26 protein-coding genes and 3 pseudogenes are annotated in these 25,573 nt (G+C 40.6%); 16 read left to right on the top strand and 13 right to left on the bottom strand.

The genetic code is table 11. From position 1 onward, the window contains the following. Positions 1-44: 44 nt before the first annotated feature. From N8A86_RS03925 to N8A86_RS03875, 11 genes and pseudogenes are all read left to right on the top strand, one after another. On the top strand, positions 45-1,952 hold the full coding sequence (locus N8A86_RS03925; RefSeq protein ID WP_273567880.1) for a DUF3858 domain-containing protein: 1,908 nt from the start codon (positions 45-47) through the stop codon (positions 1,950-1,952). 8 nt (positions 1,953-1,960) lie between these two features. Then, entirely contained in the window at positions 1,961-3,235 is a 1,275-nt protein-coding gene (locus N8A86_RS03920) for a DUF3857 domain-containing protein (RefSeq protein ID WP_273567879.1), read from the top strand. A gap of 19 nt (positions 3,236-3,254) precedes the next feature. Then, positions 3,255-4,019, top strand: coding sequence for a DUF3858 domain-containing protein (locus N8A86_RS03915; RefSeq protein WP_273567878.1), 765 nt, complete (start codon positions 3,255-3,257; stop codon positions 4,017-4,019). Further along, positions 3,985-4,311 (top strand): nucleotide pyrophosphohydrolase, encoded by a 327-nt coding sequence (locus N8A86_RS03910; RefSeq protein ID WP_273567877.1) that lies wholly within the window; start codon positions 3,985-3,987, stop codon positions 4,309-4,311. Before N8A86_RS03915 ends, N8A86_RS03910 begins: the two co-directional genes overlap by 35 nt. A gap of 42 nt (positions 4,312-4,353) precedes the next feature. Beyond that, a pseudogene (locus N8A86_RS03905) lies at positions 4,354-5,582 on the top strand (3-phosphoshikimate 1-carboxyvinyltransferase). An 86-nt stretch (positions 5,583-5,668) separates the two neighbouring features. Next, positions 5,669-6,717 (top strand): annotated as a pseudogene (gene queA / locus N8A86_RS03900) (tRNA preQ1(34) S-adenosylmethionine ribosyltransferase-isomerase QueA). 100 nt (positions 6,718-6,817) lie between these two features. Next, the gene (gene rlmN, locus N8A86_RS03895; RefSeq protein WP_273567876.1) at positions 6,818-7,861 is read left to right on the top strand and encodes a dual-specificity RNA methyltransferase RlmN; all 1,044 of its coding nucleotides are present in this window, start codon (positions 6,818-6,820) and stop codon (positions 7,859-7,861) included. Between the two features lie 311 nt (positions 7,862-8,172). Further along, positions 8,173-9,151, top strand: a pseudogene (locus tag N8A86_RS03890) (polyprenyl synthetase family protein). Positions 9,152-9,257: 106 nt separating this feature from the next. Next, entirely contained in the window at positions 9,258-9,821 is a 564-nt protein-coding gene (locus N8A86_RS03885) for an RNA polymerase sigma factor (protein WP_273567875.1), read from the top strand. Beyond that, positions 9,808-10,545, top strand: coding sequence for a hypothetical protein (locus tag N8A86_RS03880; protein ID WP_273567874.1), 738 nt, complete (start codon positions 9,808-9,810; stop codon positions 10,543-10,545). The genes N8A86_RS03885 and N8A86_RS03880 overlap by 14 nt, the downstream gene beginning before the upstream one ends. 87 nt (positions 10,546-10,632) lie before the next feature. Beyond that, positions 10,633-11,700 carry a porin family protein gene (locus N8A86_RS03875; RefSeq protein WP_273567873.1) on the top strand — a complete coding sequence of 356 codons (1,068 nt, stop codon included), beginning with the start codon at positions 10,633-10,635 and terminating at the stop codon, positions 11,698-11,700. Between the two features lie 63 nt (positions 11,701-11,763). Here the strand turns inward: N8A86_RS03875 and N8A86_RS03870 are convergent, their stop codons facing one another. The 4 genes from N8A86_RS03870 to N8A86_RS03855 form a co-directional block, all read right to left on the bottom strand. After that, positions 11,764-12,003: a zinc-ribbon domain-containing protein gene (locus N8A86_RS03870; protein WP_273567872.1), complete on the bottom strand. Its 240-nt coding sequence runs from the start codon at positions 12,001-12,003 to the stop codon at positions 11,764-11,766. A 30-nt stretch (positions 12,004-12,033) separates the two neighbouring features. Continuing rightward, positions 12,034-12,903 carry a DUF4846 domain-containing protein gene (locus N8A86_RS03865; protein ID WP_273567871.1) on the bottom strand — a complete coding sequence of 290 codons (870 nt, stop codon included), beginning with the start codon at positions 12,901-12,903 and terminating at the stop codon, positions 12,034-12,036. 28 nt (positions 12,904-12,931) lie between these two features. Then, positions 12,932-13,537 (bottom strand): SIMPL domain-containing protein, encoded by a 606-nt coding sequence (locus tag N8A86_RS03860; RefSeq protein WP_273567870.1) that lies wholly within the window; start codon positions 13,535-13,537, stop codon positions 12,932-12,934. A 93-nt stretch (positions 13,538-13,630) separates the two neighbouring features. Then, the gene (locus tag N8A86_RS03855; protein ID WP_273567869.1) at positions 13,631-14,056 is read right to left on the bottom strand and encodes a hypothetical protein; all 426 of its coding nucleotides are present in this window, start codon (positions 14,054-14,056) and stop codon (positions 13,631-13,633) included. A gap of 197 nt (positions 14,057-14,253) precedes the next feature. On the opposite strand from N8A86_RS03855, the gene dnaG reads away from it, so the two are divergent. Beyond that, positions 14,254-16,233, top strand: coding sequence for a DNA primase (dnaG, locus tag N8A86_RS03850; RefSeq protein ID WP_273567868.1), 1,980 nt, complete (start codon positions 14,254-14,256; stop codon positions 16,231-16,233). A 61-nt stretch (positions 16,234-16,294) separates the two neighbouring features. Here dnaG and N8A86_RS03845 read toward each other — a convergent pair whose 3' ends face one another. Together N8A86_RS03845 and nadE are read right to left on the bottom strand one after the other, a co-directional pair. Then, positions 16,295-16,924 carry a response regulator gene (locus tag N8A86_RS03845; protein WP_273567867.1) on the bottom strand — a complete coding sequence of 210 codons (630 nt, stop codon included), beginning with the start codon at positions 16,922-16,924 and terminating at the stop codon, positions 16,295-16,297. Between the two features lie 162 nt (positions 16,925-17,086). Next, complete coding sequence (gene nadE, locus N8A86_RS03840) at positions 17,087-17,884, bottom strand: NAD(+) synthase (protein WP_273567866.1); 798 nt, start codon at positions 17,882-17,884, stop codon at positions 17,087-17,089. A gap of 89 nt (positions 17,885-17,973) precedes the next feature. On the opposite strand from nadE, the gene gldB reads away from it, so the two are divergent. Together gldB and gldC are read left to right on the top strand one after the other, a co-directional pair. Further along, positions 17,974-18,936: a gliding motility lipoprotein GldB gene (gldB, locus tag N8A86_RS03835; protein ID WP_273567865.1), complete on the top strand. Its 963-nt coding sequence runs from the start codon at positions 17,974-17,976 to the stop codon at positions 18,934-18,936. Next, on the top strand, positions 18,936-19,268 hold the full coding sequence (gldC, locus tag N8A86_RS03830) for a gliding motility protein GldC (RefSeq protein WP_273567864.1): 333 nt from the start codon (positions 18,936-18,938) through the stop codon (positions 19,266-19,268). Before gldB ends, gldC begins: the two co-directional genes overlap by 1 nt. Before the next feature lie 16 nt (positions 19,269-19,284). Here gldC and N8A86_RS03825 read toward each other — a convergent pair whose 3' ends face one another. From N8A86_RS03825 to N8A86_RS03795, 7 genes are all read right to left on the bottom strand, one after another. Next, entirely contained in the window at positions 19,285-20,067 is a 783-nt protein-coding gene (locus N8A86_RS03825; protein ID WP_273567863.1) for a universal stress protein, read from the bottom strand. 171 nt (positions 20,068-20,238) lie between these two features. Further along, positions 20,239-20,955, bottom strand: coding sequence for a pirin family protein (locus tag N8A86_RS03820; RefSeq protein ID WP_273567862.1), 717 nt, complete (start codon positions 20,953-20,955; stop codon positions 20,239-20,241). Positions 20,956-20,977: 22 nt separating this feature from the next. Beyond that, on the bottom strand, positions 20,978-21,256 hold the full coding sequence (locus tag N8A86_RS03815) for a GNAT family N-acetyltransferase (RefSeq protein WP_273567861.1): 279 nt from the start codon (positions 21,254-21,256) through the stop codon (positions 20,978-20,980). Positions 21,257-21,281: 25 nt separating this feature from the next. After that, positions 21,282-21,644 carry a DUF2200 domain-containing protein gene (locus tag N8A86_RS03810; protein WP_273567860.1) on the bottom strand — a complete coding sequence of 121 codons (363 nt, stop codon included), beginning with the start codon at positions 21,642-21,644 and terminating at the stop codon, positions 21,282-21,284. Positions 21,645-21,798: 154 nt separating this feature from the next. Beyond that, positions 21,799-23,151, bottom strand: coding sequence for an amidohydrolase family protein (locus tag N8A86_RS03805; protein ID WP_273567859.1), 1,353 nt, complete (start codon positions 23,149-23,151; stop codon positions 21,799-21,801). A 200-nt stretch (positions 23,152-23,351) separates the two neighbouring features. Further along, positions 23,352-24,287 carry an alkaline phosphatase D family protein gene (locus N8A86_RS03800; RefSeq protein WP_273569017.1) on the bottom strand — a complete coding sequence of 312 codons (936 nt, stop codon included), beginning with the start codon at positions 24,285-24,287 and terminating at the stop codon, positions 23,352-23,354. A 68-nt stretch (positions 24,288-24,355) separates the two neighbouring features. Further along, positions 24,356-24,967: a hypothetical protein gene (locus N8A86_RS03795; RefSeq protein WP_273567858.1), complete on the bottom strand. Its 612-nt coding sequence runs from the start codon at positions 24,965-24,967 to the stop codon at positions 24,356-24,358. Between the two features lie 244 nt (positions 24,968-25,211). Between N8A86_RS03795 and N8A86_RS03790 the strand changes: the two genes are divergently transcribed. After that, a complete protein-coding gene (locus N8A86_RS03790; protein WP_273567857.1) occupies positions 25,212-25,406 on the top strand; it encodes a hypothetical protein in 195 nt (64 codons plus the stop codon). Beyond that, positions 25,390-25,572 carry a hypothetical protein gene (locus tag N8A86_RS03785; RefSeq protein WP_273567856.1) on the top strand — a complete coding sequence of 61 codons (183 nt, stop codon included), beginning with the start codon at positions 25,390-25,392 and terminating at the stop codon, positions 25,570-25,572. Before N8A86_RS03790 ends, N8A86_RS03785 begins: the two co-directional genes overlap by 17 nt. Position 25,573 lies beyond the last annotated feature (1 nt).

Genomic DNA, 25,573 nt, shown 5'->3' with positions numbered 1-25,573 from the left:
AATATAACACCTTTGGCGTTATATTACTTCAACTTAACCGACCAATGCGTTTATTTTTTGTTCCCCTCCTTGCCATTTTCACCCTGGTAATTTCTGCTCAAGAAAATCAGTATCAAACGCTGTTACTTGATAAAAACCTGACCCAGAATGCCAATGCCGTTTTGCGGGCCGATGAGATTCTCATTGATTTAGAGGCCGAAGACGACATGGTCGTATATCGCAAAAAGGTGGTCACCATTTTGAACAAAATGGGCAACAGGTTTGCCGGGTGTTTTGTCGGCTATGACAATGCTAGAAAAGTAAAAAATATTCAAGCGGAAATTTATGATGCTTCCGGAAATCGGCTTGAGCGAATAAAAGAAAATAAGTTCAAGGATGTAAGTGCTGTCGATGGTGGTACGTTATATTCCGATTCGAGGTACAAGTATTATTCCTATTCTCCCACTCAATATCCCTATACCGTAGTCTTTACTTATGAGACCCAAACTAAAAATACCGGAGAAATTCGTTCGATGTGGTCTTTCTTGAGCGATTATGAGTTAAGTACGGAGCATAGTCGAATTCAAATTGACTTTTCATCACCGGACTTAAAACCGGAAATAAAAGAACTGAACCTGGAGGGCTTTTCGGTCACCAAAAAAGAAACTGCAAATAGTTTAGTGTATGAGGCGAAAAACATTCCGGCAATAAAGGAAGAGTCTATGAGCCCTTCCTTTAAGGACATTGCGCCATGTATAAAGATACGTCCGGTTAAATTTAACTATGAGGGATACCAAGCCCATATCAAAGATTGGAACGATTTGGGAAAATGGATGTATACCAACCTTTTGGCCGGTCGGGATGAATTGTCGCAGGCGACGATCGACAAAGCGAAGAATTTGGTCGAAGGCGTAACCGATGACCTCGAAAAAGCGAAGATCATCTATAAATATGTGCAAGACAATACACGATATATAAGCGTTCAGGTCGGTATCGGGGGAATTCAGCCGATAAGTGCCATCGAAGTAGACCGTGTTAAGTATGGTGATTGTAAAGGACTATCGAATTATACCGGGGCATTGCTCAAGACCGTCGGTGTCGAGGCATTTTACACCCATGTTCAGGCGGGTCCCAGAAAGATAGATTTTGATGAGGACTCTCCCGATCTAGCACAAGGCAACCATGTTATTTTGGCGATTCCCTACAACGGAAAATATTATTGGATCGACTGTACCTCACAGACACTGCCCTTCGGATTCATTGGGGATTTTACTGATGGAAGAAGGGCATTCGTTATCAAACCGGATGGTGGGGAACTCGTGACGACTACTTCCTATATCGAGGAACAGAACTACCAAAATACCAAAGGAGCTTACACTTTATATGAAGACGGGAGTATATCGGGCGATATCGCCATTCTTACTAAAGGAATACAGTATGATGATCGTTTCGGACTCGAACAACGATCGAAAGAGAATATCCATAAGCATTATAAGTCATATTGGGACAATATCAACAACCTGCATATTAACTCATATGATTTTCAAAATGAAAAAGATGCTATTGTTTTTAATGAAAAACTATCCGTAGATGCCGTAAACTATGCATCTAGAAGTGGCGATCGAATGTTGTTCGTGGGTAATACATTTAACAAGGTCAAATATATTCCAAATCGATATCGCGACCGAAAACTACCATTTGTAATACAAAGGGGATTTCTTGACGAAGATGAAATTAGCATTCATATCCCTGAAGGATACAGTATAGAAGCAATTCCCGAAGACAAAGAAATTACCAATGATTTTGGGTCTTATTTCTGTACCTATGCGAAATCGGATAAAAATATAATCCTTAAGAGGAAGTTCTTGGTAAAAGAAGGAAAATATCAGAACACAGACTATGACGCGTATCGAACTTTTATGAAAGAAGTTTCAAAATGGGATAATTCTAAAATCGTCTTGATAAAATCATAAACCATATCATGAAGAAGTTACTTTTAATTTTACTGATTATTACAGTTCAGATTACAACCGCTCAAAACTACTCCTTTGGAAAAGTTTCAAAAGAAGAGCTTCAAGAAACATATAATCCATTGGATTCTTCGGCAGCGGCGACCTACTTATATAAATACCGCAAAACCAACTTCGATTATGTTACCGGTCTGGGCTTTCAACAAGTTACCGAGGTTCACGAACGCATCAAAATTTATAATAAGGATGGCTTTGACTACGCTACCAAGAAAATTGCCCTATATAAAGATGGTAGTAATAGGGAAAAGGTCAATAGCCTGAAAGCGGTTACCTATAATTTGGAGAACGGAAAGATTGTGGAAGAAAAACTCAGGAAGGATGGAGAATTTGAGGTAGAACTTTCAAAGTACTATGATCAACAGTCTTTTACCATGCCGAAGGTAAAAGAAGGTTCAGTAATCGAATACAGGTACAAGTTTGTTTCCCCTTTTCTGGCCAATGTTGACGAGTTTGTTTTTCAACATGACATTCCCATCAAGAAGCTGGAAGCTATTATGGATTCCCCCGAGTACTTTAACTTCAGGGTAAATACCAAAGGATTTTTAAGGGTAGTCCCTAAAGTCGAGCAGAAGAACAGAAAGGCCAACCTTTCCCAACGTGTGGTGCAAAAGTCAGGAAACGGCACGGGCGGCGGCGTCACTACGAAGCGAGAAACGTCAACGGTCGATTATGTAAGTACGTTAGCTACCTATGAACTGACCGATATACCGGCCTTGAAAGAAGAGCCGTATGTCAATGGAATGCAGAATTATAGATCTGGGGTCAAATATGAACTTTCTTATACAAAATTTCCGAATACGCCCATTGATACCTATGCCACCGATTGGTCGGCTGTTGTAAAATCAATTTTCGAGAATTCAAGTTTCGGTGCCGAATTGAATAAAACCGGCTATTTCGAAGATGAAATCGATGCAATTGTTTCCGGTATTCAAGATGATGAACAAAAGATTATTTCCATTTTCGAATTTGTGAAATCAAAGGTAAAATGGAATGGCTTTTACAATAAATATACCGCTGACGGCGTAAAAAAAGCATATAAGGAAAATAAGGGCAACGTAGCAGAAATCAATCTGATGTTGACCTCGATGTTACGATATGCCGGGCTTAAGGCGGATCCGGTATTGGTCAGTACCAGAAAAAAATGGCATACCCCTTTTTCCGACCAGGGAAGGATACAACTATGTCATAAGCGCGGTAGAACTGCCTGCCGGAACGATATTGCTTGATGCCACCAGTTTTTATAGTATGCCGAACGTCTTGCCTTTTAGAACCCTGAATTGGGAAGGAAGAAAAATCAAAAAGGATGGAACATCGTCTACCATAAATCTTTATCCAAGAAACAAAAGTTCAAGAAAGATTTTTATGAACGCCGGTTTTACCGAAGATGGAATGATCAATGGTAAGGTTCGCGTTTTAAATTCTGACCATAACGCCATTGCGTTTAGGGAATCTTATTTCGAGGATACCGAGGAGGCTTTCTTGGATGATTTGGAAGTAGAAAACGGTGATATCGAGATTAGTGAGTTTACCGTTAAGAATGCCAAGGATACCAATAAACCTGTAATAAGCTCATATGATTATACCAAAGAGGATGGAATGGATATAATTTCCGATAAGATCTATTTTTCACCCATGTTCTTTTTTAGAAGTACCGAAAATCCTTTTAAATTGGAGAAGAGGGAATTTCCCATAGACTTCGGATATCCTTCCGGTGAAGAATATACTTTTTCGATTATGCTACCTGAGAATTATGAGGTTGAAACGGTGCCTGGGCCCTTGGCCATTGCCTTGCCTGACGGTATGGGTGCTTTCAGGTACACTATCATGAGCACGCCAAATATGGTGCAGCTTAAAGTTGTCTCAGAAATAAACAACGCCATTATTCCTGCTTTGTATTATGATTCCCTAAAAGAATATTATAAAAAAGTGATTGAAAAAATGAATGAAAAGGTAGTTTTGTCTAAAATCTCTGATAATGGACATACAGAAAGCGCAGCTGGCGGTAGATAATTGGATCAAAGCCCATGGAGTACGCTACTTTAATGAATTGACGAATATGGCCCAGCTGACCGAAGAGGTGGGTGAAGTGGCCCGTATCATCGCCCGTCGATACGGTGAACAGAGTGAAAAGGAATCGGATAAAACAAAAGATCTGGGCGAAGAACTTGCAGATGTGGTCTTCGTCGTACTTTGTCTGGCAAACCAAACCGGAGTCAATTTACAGCAAGCTTTCGACAAAAAGCTTGAGGTAAAGACCCAAAGAGATCACGACCGTCATCAAAACAATAAAAAGCTCAAATAGTACTATATTTGGGCTTTCTTTTTTGGTCTTAAAAAAACAAGTTTGAAAGTATACCTATCCGGACCTCCGAGCCATCTTCTGCACGAAAGTATTCAAATTACGGGCTCAAAAAGTGAATCGAATCGATCTCTTTTGTTGCAGGCACTATATCCGAGTATTCAAATAAGCAATTTGTCCAACTCCGATGATGCCGAAGTCATGCAAAAAGGACTTCAAATTTCAAACGGAGTCGTAGATATTCATCATGCGGGTACCGCGATGCGTTTTCTTACAAGTTATTTTGCTTCCCAAGAAAACAATGATGTGACCCTTACGGGCTCGCAGCGTATGACCGAACGTCCGATAAAAGTTTTGGTAGATGCGCTACGTAGTCTTGGCGCCGATATTGAATATGTACACAACGAAGGGTATCCACCCATTCGAATTAAGGGAAAAAAGCTGAAAAAAGTAAAGTTAGCCTCCCTGCAGATGTAAGTAGCCAGTATATTTCATCTCTACTGCTGATCGCACCGAGTTTGAAAAATGGACTAGAACTAGTGCTCATCGGAAAAATAACGTCGGTACCCTATATAAAAATGACCCTAGGGCTTTTAGAACGGATTGGAGTAACCACTTCGTTTGTAGGTAATACAATAAGGGTGACACCAAAGACAGCCATTGAGCCAATTACTTTAGTGGTTGAATCGGATTGGAGTTCCGCTTCCTATTTTTATAGTATAGTCGCCTTGAGCGATATCGGATCAGAGGTTGAACTTTCTTCTTATCGAAAAAATAGTCTGCAAGGTGATAGCGTGCTTTCAGAGCTTTATAAAGGGTTTGGGGTAGATACAGGTTTCAAGAATAACAAAATTGTTCTCCGTAAGATAGCCAAGTGCGAATCACGAACTGTCAACTTCGATCTTTCCAATGCTCCTGACATAGCACAAACTATCGCAGTGACCTGTTTTGGCCTGGGGGTGGGTTGCTACCTAACTGGCTTACATACCTTAAAAATAAAGGAGACGGATCGATTGGAAGCTATGAAAACCGAACTTCTGAAATTTGGTGCCGATATTTCTGTTAGTGACAAAGACCTGACTTTGCAACCTTCAAAAATTGCCCCTGATCAAGTTGTGGTCGACACTTATAACGACCACAGAATGGCCATGGCTTTTGGGCCACTGGCAATGAAAAATGCCTTTGAGATGAACGATGCCGAGGTCGTGTCAAAATCGTATCCCGATTTTTGGAAGGATCTAGAAAAACTACAATTCAACGTTCGTAAATTATAAATTTTATTTAATCGTTCTTTTACTTGACAACGCCTATGGCCGAATCGTATATTTGCAGCCGCAAAACACGTAACTAAAAATAGTTTATGAAATTATCGCACTTCAGTTTTGAACTTCCCGAAAATTTATTGGCTGAACGTCCCGCTGAAAACAGAGACGAGTCGAAACTTATGGTAGTTCATCGGGAAACCGGCAAAATAGAGCATAAAATGTTCAAAGACCTTATTGATTATTTTGATGAGGATGATGTAATGGTGTTGAACAATACTAAGGTGTTTCCTGCACGATTGTACGGAAATAAGGAAAAGACCGGTGCGAGAATCGAGGTGTTTCTACTTCGAGAGCTGAACGAGGAACAACGTCTTTGGGACGTTCTGGTAGATCCCGCACGAAAAATCCGTATCGGAAACAAACTCTATTTCGGGGAAGATGAAAGCTTGGTTGCTGAGGTCATCGATAATACCACCTCACGCGGTCGAACACTACGATTTTTATATGATGGTTCTTACACCGATTTTAGAAGGAAACTAAAGGAACTTGGCCAAACCCCATTGCCCAAATATATTAAACGCGATGTTGAACCTGAGGACGAAGATCGATACCAGACCATTTATGCAAAGCACGAAGGAGCGGTGGCAGCACCTACCGCAGGACTCCATTTTTCAAAACATCTTTTGAAGCGTTTGGAAATAAAGGAATCAATTTTGCCGAATTAACATTACATGTTGGTCTTGGTACTTTCAATCCGGTAGAAGTGGAAGATCTCTCCAAGCATAAAATGGACAGTGAAGAATTGATTATCGATGAAAAGGCTACGGAAATAGTCAATAACGCAAAACGGAACAAGCGAAGAATCTGTGCCGTGGGCACGACCGCCATGCGAGGCCTGGAAAGTGCCGTATCATCGGACCACATGTTGAATACTTTTGACGGATGGACGAACAAATTCGTTTTTCCGCCACATGAGTTCAGTATTGCCAACGCCATGGTGACCAATTTCCATTTACCGAAATCGACCTTGTTAATGATGGTATCGGCGTTCATGGGCCACGATTTAATGAAGAAGTGTTACAAAGAGGCTATTTTGGAAGGATACCGATTTTATTCTTATGGTGATGCCATGCTGATATTATAAATCAGATTTATTTTTATTTCCGTGGAGACGGAAATCTGTCAACATAAAAATCAATCCCTCTATCATCAAAGTGAATAAGAGGGATTTTTATTTCCATATAATGGAGAAGACAAAAAAGAAAGACATACGAGCCCTTACCAAGGCACAGTTGCGTGACTTTTTTATTTCGCAGGGCGATAAGGCCTTTCGGGGAAATCAGGTGTACGAATGGCTTTGGCAAAAATCTGCACATTCTTTTGAGGGCATGACCAATATTTCGAAAGAAACCAGGGAAATGCTCGAAGCTAATTTTGTGATCAACCATATAAAAGTAGATCAAATGCAACGCAGTTCCGACGGCACGATTAAGAATGCTGTCCGTCTGCATGACGATTTGATCGTCGAATCGGTACTGATTCCTACAAAGACGAGAACGACCGCCTGCGTGTCAAGCCAAGTGGGCTGTAGTCTAGACTGTAAGTTCTGTGCTACTGCCCGATTGAAGCGTATGCGCAACTTGAACCCGGACGAAATCTATGATCAAGTAGTCGCTATCGACAATGAAAGTCGTTTGTATTTTGATAGGCCTCTGAGCAATATTGTATTTATGGGTATGGGCGAGCCGTTGATGAACTATAACAATGTACTGAAGGCTATCGAAAAAATCACTTCTCAAGAAGGCCTTGGTATGTCGCCAAAACGAATTACCGTCTCCACTTCAGGAGTACCCAAAATGATTCGGAAAATGGCCGATGATGCAGTAAAATTTAAATTGGCGGTTTCGTTACATTCAGCGATCGATGATATACGTACTTCCATTATGCCGTTCAATGCCACTTTCTCTTTGGAAGATTTACGCACGGCATTGGATTATTGGTATGAAAAGACAAAAAGTCGTATTACCTATGAATATGTTGTTTGGGAAGGTATCAACGATTCTCAAAAAGATGCGGACGCATTAGTTGATTTTTGCAAATTCGCTCCCTCAAAAGTGAACCTCATCGAATACAACCCCATAGATGATGGTGAATTCAAGCAAGCCTCGAACCGGGCGATCGAGATGTATGTTGATACGTTGGAGCGAAATGGAATTATTGTAACGGTCCGACGTTCTCGAGGAAAGGATATCGATGCGGCTTGTGGGCAATTAGCGAATAAGCAGTAGACAGTGTTAGTATGTAGTCCTTGATTTGGGCAATAGAAAAACTATGATTTAAGGTCGAATAGGTTATCCTGAGGGTAAAATTGTGGGTTTAATCAAAAGATATTACCCAAGAGTTTGATCTATTTTTGAGGGTCTCGCTGAAAACTTCTTTAAACCCTGAACCTCTTTTGCAAAGGAAAATTGAACCCCGCCTCGCCAGCAGGCGGGCTTGAACAAAGAAATACTGCGAACTGCAACTGCCTACTGAATACTCCTTGCTTTTCCCTATTTTTACAGGAATACACTAGCCTACCCAATAAACCGAGAATCCTTTGAAAATAGTATCCCAAATAAAGGAACCCGTAAGGGAAGAGATGGAGCTCTTTGAGCAGAAATTCCATCAATCCATGGCTTCGAAAGTAGCCCTTCTCAATCGTATCACCTATTATATTGTGAACCGTAAGGGCAAACAAATGCGCCCGATGTTCGTTTTTTTGACTGCCAAATTGTTGAGCAATGGTGAAGTCAACGAACGCACCTATCGCGGGGCTTCGGTCATCGAATTGATACATACGGCCAGTTTGGTGCATGATGACGTGGTCGACGATAGTAATAAACGTCGAGGTTTTTTTTTCAATAAATGCCCTTTGGAAAAATAAGATTGCGGTGCTGGTCGGCGATTTTTTATTGGCCAGAGGAATGCTTTTGTCCGTTGATAATGGAGATTTTGATTTGCTTAAGATTATTTCCGTAGCGATGCGCGAAATTAGCGAAGGCGAGCTGTTGCAAATCGAAAAAGCGCGAAGACTTGATATTACGGAAGATGTATATTACGAAATTATTCGTCAAAAAACGGCGACTTTGATTGCGGCATGTTGCAGTTTAGGTGCTTGTTCGGTAAAACCCGATTCTCCCGATGTGGAGAATTTTCGAAAATTTGGAGAGCTCTGCGGAATGGCCTTTCAAATAAAGGACGACCTCTTTGACTATGGGGAAAATAAAATTGGCAAACCTACCGGTATTGATATCAAGGAACAAAAAATGACCTTGCCGCTAATTTATGTTTTGAACCATTGTAATCCGAAGGACAAAAAATGGGTAATCAATTCGGTAAAGAATCATAACAAGGATAAAAAAAGGGTCAAAGAAGTCATCGCTTTTGTAAAAGATAATGGCGGATTGGAATATGCCGTGCAAAAAATGCTCGAGTTCAAGACCGAGGCACTCACCTTGTTAGATCATTATCCTGAATCAGAATATAAGAGTGCCCTACGTCTGATGGTAGATTATGTGGTCGATCGAAAAAAATAATCCAATCCACTAAAAATCAATAGGTTTAAAAATAATTCCTAAAAAAAATTTCTTCAGGCAACGTTTTTGCTATATTCTTCGTCTAGTTAAATAGAAGCCTTTAAAATTGAAGATCATTCCATTTTATACAAACGAGAAACAACTCATTAAAAAGTCGATCAAAGGTGACCGAGAGGCGCAACGTCGACTGTATGAGACCCATGCCCCTAAAATGTTGGGTGTATGCCGCCAATATATCAAGGACATTCATTTTGCCGAGAATGTAATGATTAATGGCTTTGTGAAAGTCTTTCAACATTTGCACACATTTAAGTTTGAGGGAAGTTTTGAGGGATGGATCCGAAGAATCATGATTCGAGAGAGTATTTCATACCTAAGAAAACGTCAATTCGTAGTTTATGATGATGACATTTTCGAACAAAAAGAAGCTAATAGTATTTCGATTTCAAATGATTTGGATGCTGAATACATACAAATTCTAATCGATAAGCTTCCTGAAGGTTATAAATTGGTTTTTGTTCTTTTCGCCGTGGAAGGGTATAGACACCAAGAAATAGCGGATATGTTACAAATCAGCGAGAGTACTTCCAAATCACAATTATTCAAGGCCCGTAAAATGTTACAGGCCCAATTGAAAAAACAAAATATCATCGGTTATGGAAACCAATAAGTTTGAAAAACATATACAGGAAAGGCTGAAAGGGCGGGAAATTCAACCCTCACTGGATGCGTGGGAAAGAATTTCCGAACAATTGGAAATGCCCGAAACTTCAAAAAGTAAAAGTTATTTCTGGTATGGTATCGCGGCCAGTGTTGTGGGGCTGATTCTAATCTCAGTTTTGGTTTTTAAAGGACCGGATATAAAATCAACTCCTGAAGTCGAAATAGTGAATTCACCAAAAACTGATGTTAAAAGTGAATTGGAAGAAGAAACAACTCCTGTAGAAAAGACAATTGAAACTACCATAGTTCTTGAAGATGTTCAAAAAAAATCATCTGAAGTTATACAAGGTGATGTAGTTGTTGGAGATGTTGGACCCGAGAAGACATCAAATGATTTTGAAGTCAAAATCGAGGATAACGATACTAGGTCAAAATTGTCGGTTTCAGACGCACGTATCGAAGCCAAAATTGCTGAAATGGTAGCCCAAGTCGATGCCATGGAACAAGATACATCCGCTTTGACCGATGCCGAAGTAGATTCTCTTTTGAGAATGGCCCAACAAGAACTGCTGACCGATAAATTATTTTCCAATAGCGGTTCCGTCGATGCCATGGCCCTTCTATCAGAGGTGGAGGAAGAACTTGATCAATCCTTTAGAAATCAGATTTTCGAAAAACTGAAATCCGGATTCCTAAAAGTAAGAACCGCTGTGGTCGACCGTAATAACTAATTCATCAATCATTCATCAATCAGGCTTCCATTCTCCTCTCCGCTCCTGGCGGAGAGGTCCGGAGGAGCTTATCAAAATCAAATCATCATGAGTAGACTAGCTGTTTATCTTTTCGCATTAGTAGTTGCATTTTCAATTCAAAATGCCTCGGGACAAGAATGGTACAAGGAAAGAATCGAGCAATTGAATGCTCAAAAAGCGGAAATAACCGAACAAGAAAAAGAAGCATTGAAATCTGAAGTTTCATACATCAACGAGCGTTTGGAGGATGGCGAAATCACTACCGCTGAAGCCAATACCTTAAAAGAAGAAGCTGCAAAAAAGCGAGCTTTGAACATAGAAAATAGGATAGCGATTATCGATAACAAAATTGCGTTGCTTGACCGTAATGAAGGAGCGGTTTTGCAAAATGAGAATGAGTTCACCATTCGTGATGAAGATGACGGTATTAGTATAACGCTAGGTGATGGAGAACCTTGGACTATTTTCAAAAGTCGAAACAGACCCCTGAAATATGATCGCAGGACCAATTCGGACTTTGTTTTTGCGGTGGGGCTGAACAATGCTCTGGTAGATGGCCAGTCGCTTGAAGATTCCCCATACAAAATAGGAGGAAGCAGGTTTGCCGAATTAGGATGGTCTTGGCGTACACGGGTCTTCAAGAATTCGAATTTCATGCGCTTTAACTACGGTTTTTCGTTTCAGTTTAATGGGTTAAAACCCAAGGGCAATCAGTATTTCGAAGCAAACAACGGTCAGGTATCGCTCGAAGAATTCGAATTTGATTTGAAAAAATCAAAGTTTAGGATGGATAATCTTGTTTTTCCCGTACACCTTGAATTCGGGCCTTCGAAACGTAGAGAAACCGAAAAGACAATTCGCTACTCTTTGCGAAACCAGTTTAGACTCGGTATAGGTGGCTACGGAGGTTTTAATCTAGGTACGCGTCAAAAATTGAAATACAACCGCAACGGCGAAAATGTAAAAGACAAATTGAAGCGAGGCTATAATACGACCAATTTCGTATACGGACTCAGTGCCTATGCTGGTTTCGATGGAATATTGTTGTATGCCAAGTACGACCTCAATCCTATTTTCAAGAATGCCGATGTGGAACAGCATAACATTTCTTTAGGGTTGCGATTTGATTTGTGACGCTATTGCGAGCAAAGTGCGGCAATCTGTCGACCTTTTGTAAGAAGCTCGTGGACAGGTTTCTCACGAAAGTGCGCGTAGCATCTCCTCCGAAAACTCCTCTTCAAAATAGACACGCTTGCAATGCGAACATTCGGCAACGGTATTCGATGATATTCTGAAAAGTTTTATCCAGAATAAATGGAACCAGTTGCTGGTCTTTGAAACGGTCAGCGTTCCCGATTGTGCGCAAAAGGGACAGTTAACATTTTGAAGTTGTTTTATTTCGGTTTTTCCAGGTCTTGTGCCTAAAAAGAGAATCATGACCAATGATTTATCCAAAGATAGGAAATACTAAAATCGTTTAAGATGTGATTTTTTGAACGTCCATTCCGGAGTTTTGAGCGTATTGCCAAAATCGACAGAATACCACGGACTCAAATTTGGATTAATTGGATTTTTAAGAATCTGAATTTCTTGGGCCGGCATATAACTTTGTGCCAAAAGAAATACTTTTTCGCCTGTAGATTCTTGAACAGCCATATCGACCACAATAACGGCATGTCCTGGAAAACCTCCCTTGATAAAGACATTCCCGATTTTCATTTCTTCAAGGTCGGTCGGTTTCAGTTCTTTTTCCAAGGAAGCTGTACCGGCATAGCTAAAGACCATTTCAAGATACTTCCAGAAACTTTTATAGCTGTCTGAGGCTTGTGATGATTGTTTCCAAAATACTTTATTTCCGTCGACCACAATCCGTTTTCCTTTTTGCCAATTTGGATAATCCGCATTAAAACCATTGGTAAAGTTAAAATGGATGCTATCGTATTTTTCTTCCTCAAAAAAATATTCGGCCCTTAATCGGATTACGGCATCGGCACATTGATGCAAATCTCGTTTCCCTATCGGTAAATCCACTACCGCATCGTAAATATTCCTATTGGGTTTGGTGCGTCCATCGAAATAGGTAACCGGCGCACCTGATGGTTTTAAGGGAAGGTTTCTAAGATAATAGGCGAAAGAAGCACTATCTGCCGTAATTCTTCTGAATCCTTGAGGAATGACAAAACGCGTATCGATAGTTTTTCCGTCCGTATCAAATTGTGAAGTAACATGCTGGTTTTCCGGCTTCGAGACGGTGTTGTCTTTTTTGGAAGAAGAGCCTTGCCCGCATGCATTTAGGACTATGAACAACAGTACTAAGGCGAACAAAGCTCTTTTCATAAACAACCAACTTAAATGAGTTCATATTTTAAAGAAGCTCGAAAGAAACCGAGATGTAGTAGTCTTTGGTGTTTGCCGGACTACCGTAATACATCGATTCAGAAATTTTCGTGTAATTCGTATCGCTGATATAAATGGCTTTTCCGATTTTTCTACCGACTTTTTCGGCAATGGCTTGCGCTTTTTTCTTGGCATTGTCAAAGGCGCTCTTAGCATATTCGGCCATTTGATTTTCCGTTAATTCGGCATCGAGGGTCGTGTCAGACTTCGTTACACCGATCGATTTGACCATCAAGAACTTTTTTATTTCATCCAATGATTTGGTCTTGAAAACGAATACGGTACCCTCTTTGTCATAGCCCATCATAGAATAGTGCAGGTCATCTTCTTCAAGACGATCGCTGCTAATGCCTATTTTGGCCAATTTATCAAGATACCCTGATTTTACTTCGGACATTGACATGGTTTCTGCATCATAATAGACGTTCGACATGCTTACGATCATTTTTGCCGTGTATTCGGGTGACATGGAGTATTTGTGTATTCCGTTTACGGTTATATTGTTGGTATAACTCTGTGCGAAAGTTGTCATGGTCGTGAAGATGAGCGCAATAACTAAAATTGATTTTTTCATGGTTTTTGTTTTATATCCGTTTTTTTTCGAATGTATGATTAATAGAAAATGGTTTTACAGTTTTCATAAAGAAACGTTCAATAGTCGATAAACTTATGCAATGGTGAATAAAAAGGAGGCTACGACCATCCAAACTCCGACCGCAATGCCCAAAAGTCCTAATTTGCCTTGTTTTGGGGCCAATTTCTCCCGAAACTCCTCGGCCTTGGCCTTCGCGGATTCGTTGTTGGAGAGAAAAAGCTTGTTGATCAGGCCTGAACCAAGCATAAAACCCAAAGTTGCAGAGACCAGATTACCGAGCAAAATGGTGACCCACCATATGGGTGCTAGGCTCAACCAGTTCAGGTTCAATATTGCGGTAATGACGCCCCAAACTCCCAAGAAGCAGAAGACGATACCGATCCAGCCTTGATACGGTTCAATTTTTGCCAATAGTTCTTTGGCGTTCGGTTTTTTTGAAAGTATCAGCGAGGGTACGGCTATGATACTCAATAATACTAATGAAATTCCCCAGATCATAATTTTTGTTTTTAAGGTTATTAATGGGTTTTTAAATTCTATGGTACAAAGTTGCGGTGATTGGCCACCAGATTTTACCCTTTTGATAGTGAAAATGGACTCCCTGAAAATGGGGGTTCATTCTTTCTAGCACGCCTATTTTAGCTTATATTTACCGATACGGATTGTTATATTTGCTTAACTAGACCCACAACATTTTGATTTCAAAATCCACCATAGACCAAGTATATGAAACCGCCCGATTAGAGGAGGTTATCGGTGATTTTGTACAGTTGAAAAAATCGGGTTCGAACTTTAAGGGGTTGAGTCCGTTTACCGATGAGCGCACGCCCAGTTTTATGGTCTCGCCCGTAAAGCAGATATGGAAGGATTTTAGTAGTGGCAAAGGTGGTAATGTAGTTGCCTTTTTGATGGAACACGAACATTTCACCTATCCCGAGGCTATAAAATATTTGGCTAAAAAGTATAACATCGAGGTCGAGGAGACCGAGCGCACCGATGAGGAAAAAGAAGAGGCGAACGAACGTGAGAGTATGTACTTGGTCTCTGAATTCGCCCAGAAACATTTTTCCGAAATGCTTTGGGAAACCGAGTTAGGGAAAGCTATTGGTCTCAGTTATTTTAAAGAACGCGGTTTTACCGATGAGACCATCAAAAAGTTCCATTTGGGGTATTGTCTGGATCAGTGGGATGGTTTTACGATGGCGGCCCTTGATAAGGGCTATCGTTTGGAATATCTAGAAAAAACAGGATTGACCATTGTAAAAGAAGATACCGCCAATCCTGGTGATCCAAAAAAGTTCGATCGTTTTAAAGGTCGTGTCATGTTTCCCATCCACTCGATGAGCGGACGTGTACTTGGGTTCGGGGGACGGATTTTAGGCAATGACAAAAAAGCTGCGAAATATCTGAATTCCCCAGAGAGTGACATCTACCATAAAAGCAAGGTGCTCTACGGCATCTATTATGCGAAACAGGCCATTGCCAAAGAAGACAATTGTTTCTTGGTCGAAGGGTATACCGATGTCATTCAATTCTATCAGCGGGGCATACAAAATGTGGTATCGTCCAGCGGTACGGCATTGACTCCCGAGCAGATTCGGTTGGTCAATCGCCTTACTAAGAACATCACCGTTCTTTTTGATGGCGATGCTGCGGGACTCCGCGCTTCCGTACGTGGTATCGACCTGATTTTGGAGCAGGGTATGAACGTGAAAGTATGCTCTTTTCCCGAAGGTGAGGATCCCGACAGTTTTGCAAAGAACAACGAATTGGAAGACGTTACGCTGTATCTTGAAGAAAACTCAAAGGACTTTATTCAATTCAAGGCCAATCTTTTGGCCCAGGAGGCAGCCAACGACCCTATCAAGAGGGCAGATACGGTTCGTGACATTGTGAATAGCATTTCCAAGATTCCGGATGCGATCAAAAGGGAAATCTATATTCAAGAATGCGCCCATATCATGAACGTTTCGGAGGGTGTGCTCTTTAGTACCTTGGCACAAATTGGTAAGAAGCAAGCATCGGATGCCTCGAAAAAGGTACAACAAGAACAGAAGGCCTTCGAAGTTGTAAAAAATGAGGTTGCCGTAGAAAAAGTAGATGTGCAATATGAGCTGGAACGAAAGATTATTGAGATGCTACTTCTATACGGAAATGAAAAGCAAGAGTTCGAAGACCTTGTACTCAAAGAAAATGAGGAGGGAAACTTGATTTTGGAGCCCGAATCGTTGGAAGCAAAGGTTTATGAAAAAGTCTATCTCGACCTTCAAGATGATGAGATTGAACTGACCAACGAACATTTCAGAAAAATATATTATAAATTGATTGCCCAGTTGAACGAGAAAGAAGATTTTTCGGTAAATACGTTCATTGCCGAACTGGATCAAGAAATGGTTTCCGAAATATCCTCTATTTTGATGGAGGAAGAAAAATATGTTTTACACGATTGGGAGAGCAAGGATATCTATCCGAAAGAGAAAAAGAGCGGAGTTGCCCAACTCGTTAGCGAAACCATTTTGACCTTACGTTGTTATTTGATCAAAAAAAGGATGGAGACATTGCAGGGAGAAACAAAAAACAATGAAGAAGACCATCAAGAGACCTTGGAAGAAATTATGAATTATATACAACTGAACAAATTACTGAACAAAAAATTGAACAGGGTTTTATCATAATTCGGAAATTAAAAAACCCAAGCATAGCTTGGGTTTTTTGTTTCAGGTCGGCAGTATGTCGTTAATATAACTCCAGTGCTTTTGCCTGTTGCAAAAGGTCCACCATATTGTCAACGTTCAATTTTTTCATCAAGCGCGCCTTGTACGTGCTGACCGTTTTCTCATTGAGATTGAGGCTTTCGGCCACATCTTTGTTTCGTTTTCCACTGGCCAATAGTTTTAGTACTTCAACCTCTCTTGTCGAAAGTTTTCTGAAGAATCTTCTTGGCTTTTGTGTACCCTCGTCGAATGCCAATCGCTGGGCCAGTTCGTTAGTGATGAACATATTGCCCTCGGCAACTTTTCGTACGGCAGAGATGATGTAGTCGATATCGGATGCTTTCGAAAGGTAGCCGAACGCACCTGCCCTAATGGTACTAAGTGCATAAACATCTTCAGATTGGCCACTATACATCAATACCCGTACATCGGGGTATTCTTTTTTGATCTTTCGCAAAGTCGCTATACCGTTAATTTCAGGAATGTCCATCTCAAGCATAACCACATCTGGTGAAAGTTCTTCCAATTTCGAAAAAAGTTCGGATGTCGTGGATACTTCACCAAGAACTTGAAAACCTGAGGCCGCTTCTAAAACATTTTTTACACCCATTCGAATGATTGGATGGTTGTCTGCAATTAATACTTTAATCATTTTGGTCTAGTTTTTTCGATACTTATAATCTCGTAGATATGAGTAAATTACTCACACGCAATGTAAGTTTTAAATATCTAATTATGAAGACAAATTTGTAGTTTTTTTCTCAAAAAAAGGTAATGTAAGCCATTATATTCGTTTTATATACCTGATTCTTAGTTAAGTGGTACGTTTTAACATTTCAGGAATGTCGCAAACCGGTATCGGAACCATTTTATGCTTGTTGGCCGTATTGAATTTTTTATAGATTTCGAATACTTGTTTCTCCCTTCCCGAAAAGTCGTCTGTCTGCTTTCCACGGGCATCCATCTGCATGGCCCACTCCAATTCGGGGTATGATGCGCCTATTTGGTCTTCATCGGTTCGGTCGTCTCCCCAAAGTCCATCGGTAGGTGCCGCTTTGATGATTTCTTCGTTAATTCCTAAAAACTTGGCGATTTCATATACCTCGGTTTTTAAGAGATCTGCAATAGGGCTGAGATCGACGCCTCCGTCACCGTACTTCGTGTAAAATCCTACACCGAAATCTTCGACCTTGTTTCCCGTACCTGCGACCAGATATTTTTTAAGTCCTGCAAAATAGTATAATGTTGTCATGCGCAATCGCGCGCGCGCGTTGGCCAAAGTCAAAAATCGTTCTTCTTCATGTTCAACGGTTGGCAATGCGGTCTTGAAACCTTCGAAAACGGGCGTAAGATCCACCGTTGCCGAATCGACCCCTTTAAAATTATCCTTGAGCCAATCAATATGGTTCAGTGCCCTACTGACCTGGCTTTTCGCTTGGTGGATGGGCATTTCAAGACACAACAGCTCAAGTCCGGTTTTTGCACATAAGGTCGAGGTTACTGCCGAATCGATTCCGCCCGAAATGCCAATGGTAAAGCCGCTCATCTTGGCTTTTGTGGCATAATCCTTTAGCCATTCGACAATATAATCGATTACTTTTTCGGTCTGCATGAGGGTTCTTATTAGGTTAACTGTTAACTTTGCCGGATAAAAATAAAGGGTAGCAAGGTAATATTAAAGCATAACCGAATTTACTTTCTATGGAAAAGAGGATTTTTGTGTTTTTTTTAATTTTGGCACTGTTTTTTGCCTGTAATGATAATGATAAGACCGCGGAGGAAATAGCCAGCATCCCGCTTGAACTTCGGGTCGCAAGGTTCGATATGGAAGTAGGCGATGCGCAGCCTTCCGATCTTCCCAGGTTAAAAAAAGCCTATCCCTATTTGTTCCCACCACAATACTCTGATAGTATATGGTCGGCGAAAATGACGGATACGCTTCAAATTGAAATTCTTACCGAGGTAAAACAAGCATTTCCTGATTTTGGAAGAGAAAGGGAAGACTTGGAAGCATTGTTCAAACATATAAAATATTATTTTCCGAAACATGAAGCACCTCTGGTCATTACATTGACTTCGGAGGTCGATTATCAGAATCGCATAATTTTGGCCGATACCCTCTTGCTCATCGGCCTCGATAATTACCTCGGAGCGAATCACAAATTTTATAAGGGGATGCAACAATATATCGCAAACGGATTGGATCGAAAATATTTGGTCAGTGATGTGGCAAGTGCCTTTACTCAAAAAGTGGTGCCACGGCCCGATGCACGTACTTTTCTTTCGAAAATTATCCGATATGGTAAAGAGTTGTACATAAAGGATAAAATAATGCCCTTTGGTACCGATGCCGAAAAGATCGGATTTACCGAAGAACAATTAGAATGGGCCAAAGGCAATGAAGAACCTATATGGCGCAATTTTATTGAGCAAGAACATTTATATAGTACCGACAACAAACTCAATCTTCGCTTTTTAGACCCGGCCCCTTTTTCCAAATTCGGTCTCGAACTCGACAATGAATCACCCGGAAGAATTGGGCGATATATAGGATGGCAAATCGTAAGAGCATTTATGGATATAAATGAACTAACGCTAGAACAGCTTATGACTGTGTCCTCGGAAGAAATTTTCAAGAAAAGTAATTATAAACCTTCGAAATAATGGCAGTGCGGCATACTTCAGAAATAACCTTAAAAGTCGGCCTCGATGAAAATCGCGTGCCCGAAGAGCTAACATGGTCCGCCCAAGACGGGGGAGTGGACAACGAAGACGCAAAGGCCATGCTGCTCTCGGTTTGGGACAGTAAAAACCAAGAGTCGTTAAAAATTGACCTTTGGACCAAAGATATGCCCGTGGATGAGATGAAGATTTTCTTCCATCAGACTTTGGTCTCGCTTTCCGATACGTTTATGAAGGCTACCCAAGATGAAAAAATGACGGCCACCATGAAAGATTTCTGCGATTATTTTGCGGAGAAATTAGAACTGAAGTAGCGACCGGATTCATAAATCAATCAATGGCCAAAACCGGAATTTTAGATTTTAGGGTCAACATTTCGGTCAATCTTCCTTCGGAAGGATTACTCTTTTTTGCATGATTTCTAGGAAGTATGGCTATCATGTCCATTTCTTTTTCAGAAGCATGTGATAAGATGCCTTTGACCACATCGGGATTTTCGATAAAAGTATGTTCAGAATAAAAATTCTCCAGATAGTATTCGAGCAAATTTTCATTGGTTTGATCGGCTTCTGAATAGCCATACATTTCAGATGTATTTTCAATGGTCAAGACATGGACTTTGGCATTGAATTTTCGGGCAACGTCCAGCAAGGTTTCCAAGGCATGTCGATCATCGATTTCTTCCTTTCCCAAAACCAGGGCGATGTTCTTGATTTGAAATTCGTTCATTTTTTCTGGAATTACCAGAACGGGAGAATCGACTTCCGAAACGAATTTCGAAGTATTACTGATCAACTTGATTTCATGGTCTTCAACTTCTGAGGTTCCCATGATGACCAAATCGATTTTTTGGTTTTCTTGGATTTGTGATAGTGCTTTTGACAACGAACCTTTCCGGGTGAAAAGTTGCAAGGGCTTCTTTAGTTCTTTTGCATACTTTTTTTGTAGGTCATCGAATGCTTTTGTGATATCGATCTTTTCATCATCTTCGACATAGGCCAAGCAAATTTCCATGTTTTTGTCATCTCCCACAAAATTTACGGCATAGTCGAATGCGGTTCTTGCAGCGGTCGAAGAATCAAAAGGAACCAGAATCGTTGAAATTTTATCCATAATTGTGTGTTGTTATTTAGAATGATAAAACTAAAGATACCTTTTGACGAATAATATGACAGATGTCATAAAACTAAGTCATCACAAGATAGAATAAATTAATTTGATGTAATGAAATGGTTAAGGGTAGGTATTTGAGCGCAACGCGAATCATTGCTGAAGAAAAAAGACTTAGTTGGCCATAGGCACTTCCATCAGTAGAATCTTTGTGCCATTTTCGCTTACGGAAAAATTCAAGGTTTCGGCTTCTTGTACTCCAAGACCATCCCGCCGTGCGAGTGGTTGGTCATTTATTTTTGTTTTTCCTTCCAGGATGAAAATGTAGACTCCATTCGAACGATCCTTCAAGCTATATTCGATTTCGTGCCCCGCCTCGAATTCCCCCAAATGAAACCAAGCCTTTTGATGGATCCAAACTCCCTCATCATCTGAATTGGGAGAAACAATTTGCTGGAAGTTATTTTTAAGCATTATTGAATCCAAAGTAATCTGGTCGTATTTTGGCTCCACATTCACTTTATTCGGAATGACCCAAATCTGCAAGAATTTGACCGGTCTGTCCCGATTCTTATTTTTCTCACTGTGCTGTACACCCGTACCGGCACTCATGGCCTGAATATCACCTTGCTTGATAATGGTGGCATTGCCCATACTATCTTTATGTTCTAGATCACCTTCTAACGGAATCGATATAATCTCCATATTGCTATGGCCGTGCTTGCTAAATCCCATTCCGCCGGAAACTTCATCATCGTTCAATACCCGTAACACACCAAAACCCATACGCTCTGGGTCATGGTAATTGGCAAAACTAAAGGTGTGGTAGCTGTTCAGCCAACCGCGGTCGGCGTGGCCTCGGGTATTTGCTTTATGGAGCGTTGTTTTCATGCTATTTTTTTCAGATTCTACATTATAAAACATCCCTTATTTCGGGCACCTTCTTAAAAACACTATTCGCAAAAGGACACAAAGGGAGTATTTTCTTGCCCTGATCACGGGCGAACGCTACGGCCTTCATGACCATTTGTTTTCCTGCACTTTTTCCCCGCAGGGCATCATCGACCTCCGTGTGCTCGATAATGAATTTGTTCGGTCCGGCCCAAGTGTAGGTCATTTGGGCCAGTCTATCCCCATCGACCTCGATATAGAATTGACCGTGTTTGCCATCGTCTTCTTGTTTGATTTGCATTTTGTTGATTTGTAATTTGTGCGCACTATGTTCTCAAAATCTTTTCCATGGCTCTACCCTTTGCCAATTCGTCAACCAATTTGTCTAAATACCGTACCTGTTTTGTTAAGGGATTTTCAAGTTCCTCTATACGGTAGCCACAGATGACGCCTTTTATGAGCTGGGCATTAGGGTTTAATTTGGCTTTTTTAAAGAAGGTTTCAAAAGTTGCTTTCTCTTCGATCAGCTCTTGAAGTTTTTCATCGTCGAAACTGGTCAGCCACCTTATAACCTGATGTAACTCTACTACGGTTCTGCCTTTCTTCTCAACTTTTGTGATATAGTGCGGATACACCGATGAAAACGTCATTTCTGCGATCCGCTTATTATGTTCGGGCGTTGCTTTCATGGTATTTTTATTTTTCTGTGTTCTTTTCTTTTTTTCTGCCCTAAAGCAAAATCTCAAAGATTTTGCGGTCTTAAGTAAAAAAGAAAATATTAATTAACTTTAGAGAACTGGACTAAGGCTTTTCATAGGAGCCTTTGTTGGCGTACGTTTTAATTTACTCTTTTGCTGAATACCGTTTCCCGTCTTTATAAACTATTTTTACACTTCTTATATTTTCAATATTTTCTAATGGGTTTTTGGTTAAAATAACTAAATCAGCTTGCTTGCCAATTGAAATTGAACCATGAGTTTTATCAATTCCAATTACCATGGCATTATTCAAAGTTGCTGCTCTGATGGCGTCAATTTCAGTAAGACCAGATTCAACAAGAAACCGAATCTCATCTTGAATCCACTTTATTGTCCGCGTAAAGTCGGTTCCGGCTGAAATAGTAACTCCATTAATATAGGCAGCATTGGTTATGTTATTAACCCATTTATTCATAGCGGGAATGTTCATTTTAGTCTTTGCTTGTGTCATATTACTCTTTGGGTTTATTTTTTTCTCATTCTTTTCAGCATCCTTATTTTCAGTTTGAACTCTTTTCCAAGCTGAGATAGTTGGTTCGAATATAGTTCCATTGGATTTCATTGATTGGAGTAGATTAACATATACATTAGATAAGGCGTTAGCATTTTCAAAATCTTGAATTGGGATAAAATTACGTATCGCATCATTAAATGAATTAGGAACTGTTTCAGCCTTTTCTGCTATCATTCCAACACCATGTGATATAGCATCCACATTTGCCTTTACTGCGTCACTTGGTTTACTTGGAAAAGTAGCTGAGTGGCTCCAAACTTTCAATCCTTGATTATGAGCTTCTTCCGAAATCTTTTTAAGTAAATCGGGTGAAATTGAAGCATAGGCCTTAATTCCAGTTACTCCGATTTCCTTTGCTTCGGAAATTACCTTCCTTAGGTTAGTATCATCGTTTACAACCCTCATCCATGGAGCTTCTCCTGGGTTAATTCCCTTGTTTGCAAATTTTGTGCGAGGATCTACTAAAAATTCTGGACCAAAGAAGGTTGCGGAATAATATATATTAGGAGATGGTATTGATCCGTTTGCTATATTTTGATTAAGTTTTTGATATACTCTGGCATCACCACCCATATCCCGTAAAGAGGTAACCCCAGAAAACAGAAGTTTTTTTAAATCAGCATTTCTATTTTGATTTGCAAAAAGATGAACATGTCCATCTATTAGACCCGGAATAATATAATGACCTGTCATATCGATAATTTCAGCACTGGTTGGAATTTGCTGTGAATTGCTCGAAAAAACAGATTTTATTTTGTCATCACTAATAATGATTGTCATATTCTCTAATGACTTGGATTTTTCCACATCGATCAACGTAATATTGGTAAATGCAGTTGATTCAGAATTATTCGGCTGGGCTTTGCAGTTTGGTATAACAATAATGAAAAAAAATAGGATGCAAATATTTTTTAAATTTTCCATTCTTATGTCTTTAGTTTGATAATGTACGCCAACACATACATATATATATGCATATTTCGTTACTATTTTAAAATTACAATTTCTTTTGAAAACCCCTGAAATATAATGTGATATACAAAATGAACATATGTTCATTTTGTATATCAAAAGTGATTCTATATATCGATTGATATACAAAATACCTATATGAAAGACGAATTCTATTCCATCGAAACTGTAATCGGCCACCCCTCAAATTGTTGTGCACCATCTTGGGTGACATCCACATAGCGGGGCCAGCATTCAAAGGTGGCCGCCTTTTCTTTTTTGTCAAGATGAATCAATCCGTAGCCGCCCCCTTTTGAATGACTCTCTGGGTTTACATAGGCCATCATACTGATTTTGTTGTTGAAACCGTCGAGGTAATCCCCGGTCCACGGCAGCTCGGTGTTCCTGTTCGGGTTGGCTCCTTCGTTCTCATCTTCGGGCCACCACCAACGGCTGTAGTAATCATTCACAATGGCGGGTACGACAAAGGCCCACGGGCCATCACCGAATTCATCGATACCTTGTTTGATGACCGTGGCCAAATGTTGGTCGCCGGCAATATGTATCGCGTTTGCCTTTTTGATTTTTTCCAGGGCTTTATTACGTCCGGTTTGGGGCCATCCGTTAGAGTCAAGGTCGGCATGCAGTCGATTGTCCAACGTACCGTGAATATGTGCTCCACCGCAAAAGCCGGTCTGAGAGAGCACTACTTTTAGGGCATCGGTATTTTGAGTGCCCCAAGCATCCAAGAAATTCAATTGGCGGTCGCCCAAGAGTGTAAGCCCCGGTAAATCGATAGAAGCCGGATCATAATCGGGATTTCGAATATGATCGGGCCTAGGCCCTTGTTGTGGAATCTTGCCTTCTGGTCCAGATTTGAATTTACGATCCTCCAAAATGGCAAAGTCCACGCCTCCCCATAACAAATTGGTGTAGTACACGCCGATACCTTGCTGTACGGGTGTCGGGTCGTAGGCATCCGGTAAATGTGCCGTTTGGCAACGCTCGACCATTTTCACATATTCGGGGTGGTACCGATATCCACCATCGGGACTACCTTGCGAAGTCGATACCTTTCCGTTTTCACCCCAAAGATTGCCCTGCCCGATATCATGGTCATCAGGTATGGTAATGGCCGGTCGGTTTCGGAAGGTTTCGCGAAACTGGAGTCCGAATTTCAGCCATGCGGCGGTATGTTCGGTGTGGTCGTACGATTGGTCTCCCGCAAAAAAGATCGATCAGGATCTTGATGGTTGATATTGCGCACATAATTTTCGCGCATACCACGGTCTTGGTTCGAATTGCAGGAAAGTGCCGCTAGGGAAAGTTGTTCTTTATCCTTCGGGTTTTTTCGTATGAGTCCCTCGTACTGTGCATTTTCGCCGTGAAGGATTCGGTATTTTGCCTCTTTGGAATCATCCCAATTCTCGATGCGGAACAAGGCGGACCAACCCAAATCGTTGATAGTTTGCTTTTGTACTTCTTTCCACGAGCCGTTTTCTTCGATTTCCAAGCGGACTTCCCGCGTTTCTTCTGGATACAGCGGATATAATTGGGCACTGAGCTTCAAAATATTATTTGATACTGTGTAGATTCCGAAGGCGACCACACTATCCCGTCCCACTTTTAAATTGATGATCGGGTTTTCGGCACGGTTCCACCAATCATTGATGGCCAAGGTATCTACGTCGGAAAAAGGAGCTATGATCGGGGGAATTTTTTCCTTAGGTTCTTCTTGGCATCCTAAAAATAGCAAGATCAATAGAATCGGGAATATCGTTTTTTTCATTTTTATGGTTTTTGGTAAGGAGTTCTAATTTGATAAGACAAACCCCGTTGTACATTTTGAACTGATTTCTCCAATTTTTCCCCTTCCTGAAGGGTGAATCGGGGAAATCTTCATTCCTTCCTTTAGGATTAGAGGCAAAGAATGAAGATTTTAGATAAAAATAACATGAAAACTATCAAAATGTACAACGGGTTAAGACAATACCTTAAATATAGTATATTCACCTTCAACCCAAAAAACACGAATGCAAAAACTCATTTTTATCTACAATGCCGACTCAGGATTTCGAAATGCCATAATTGATGGGGCCCACAAAATTTTGAGTCCGAACACGTATGAATGTAATTTATGTGAATTGACCTTTGGGGCGTTTACCGAAAATAAAGTATGGGCAAAATTTCGAAAAGGAGTCCGAAATTCCCATGGAATTTTTGCATAAGGATGAATTCAAAAAGCAGTACGCATCGAAGTTCGGGCACAAGTTTACGTTCCCCATTGTTTTGGCGGCGACAAGTGATGGATTGGAAGTTTTTGTAAATCCGGAAGAACTAAAAAGTTTGGAGAATGCCCAATCGTTAATTAATTTAATTGAACAGCGTACTTAGC

Origin of the sequence: Maribacter halichondriae (genome assembly GCF_027474825.1) — a bacterium.
Lineage (GTDB): Bacteria > Bacteroidota > Bacteroidia > Flavobacteriales > Flavobacteriaceae > Meishania > Meishania halichondriae.
This window is presented reverse-complemented; position numbering and strand designations above follow the sequence as displayed.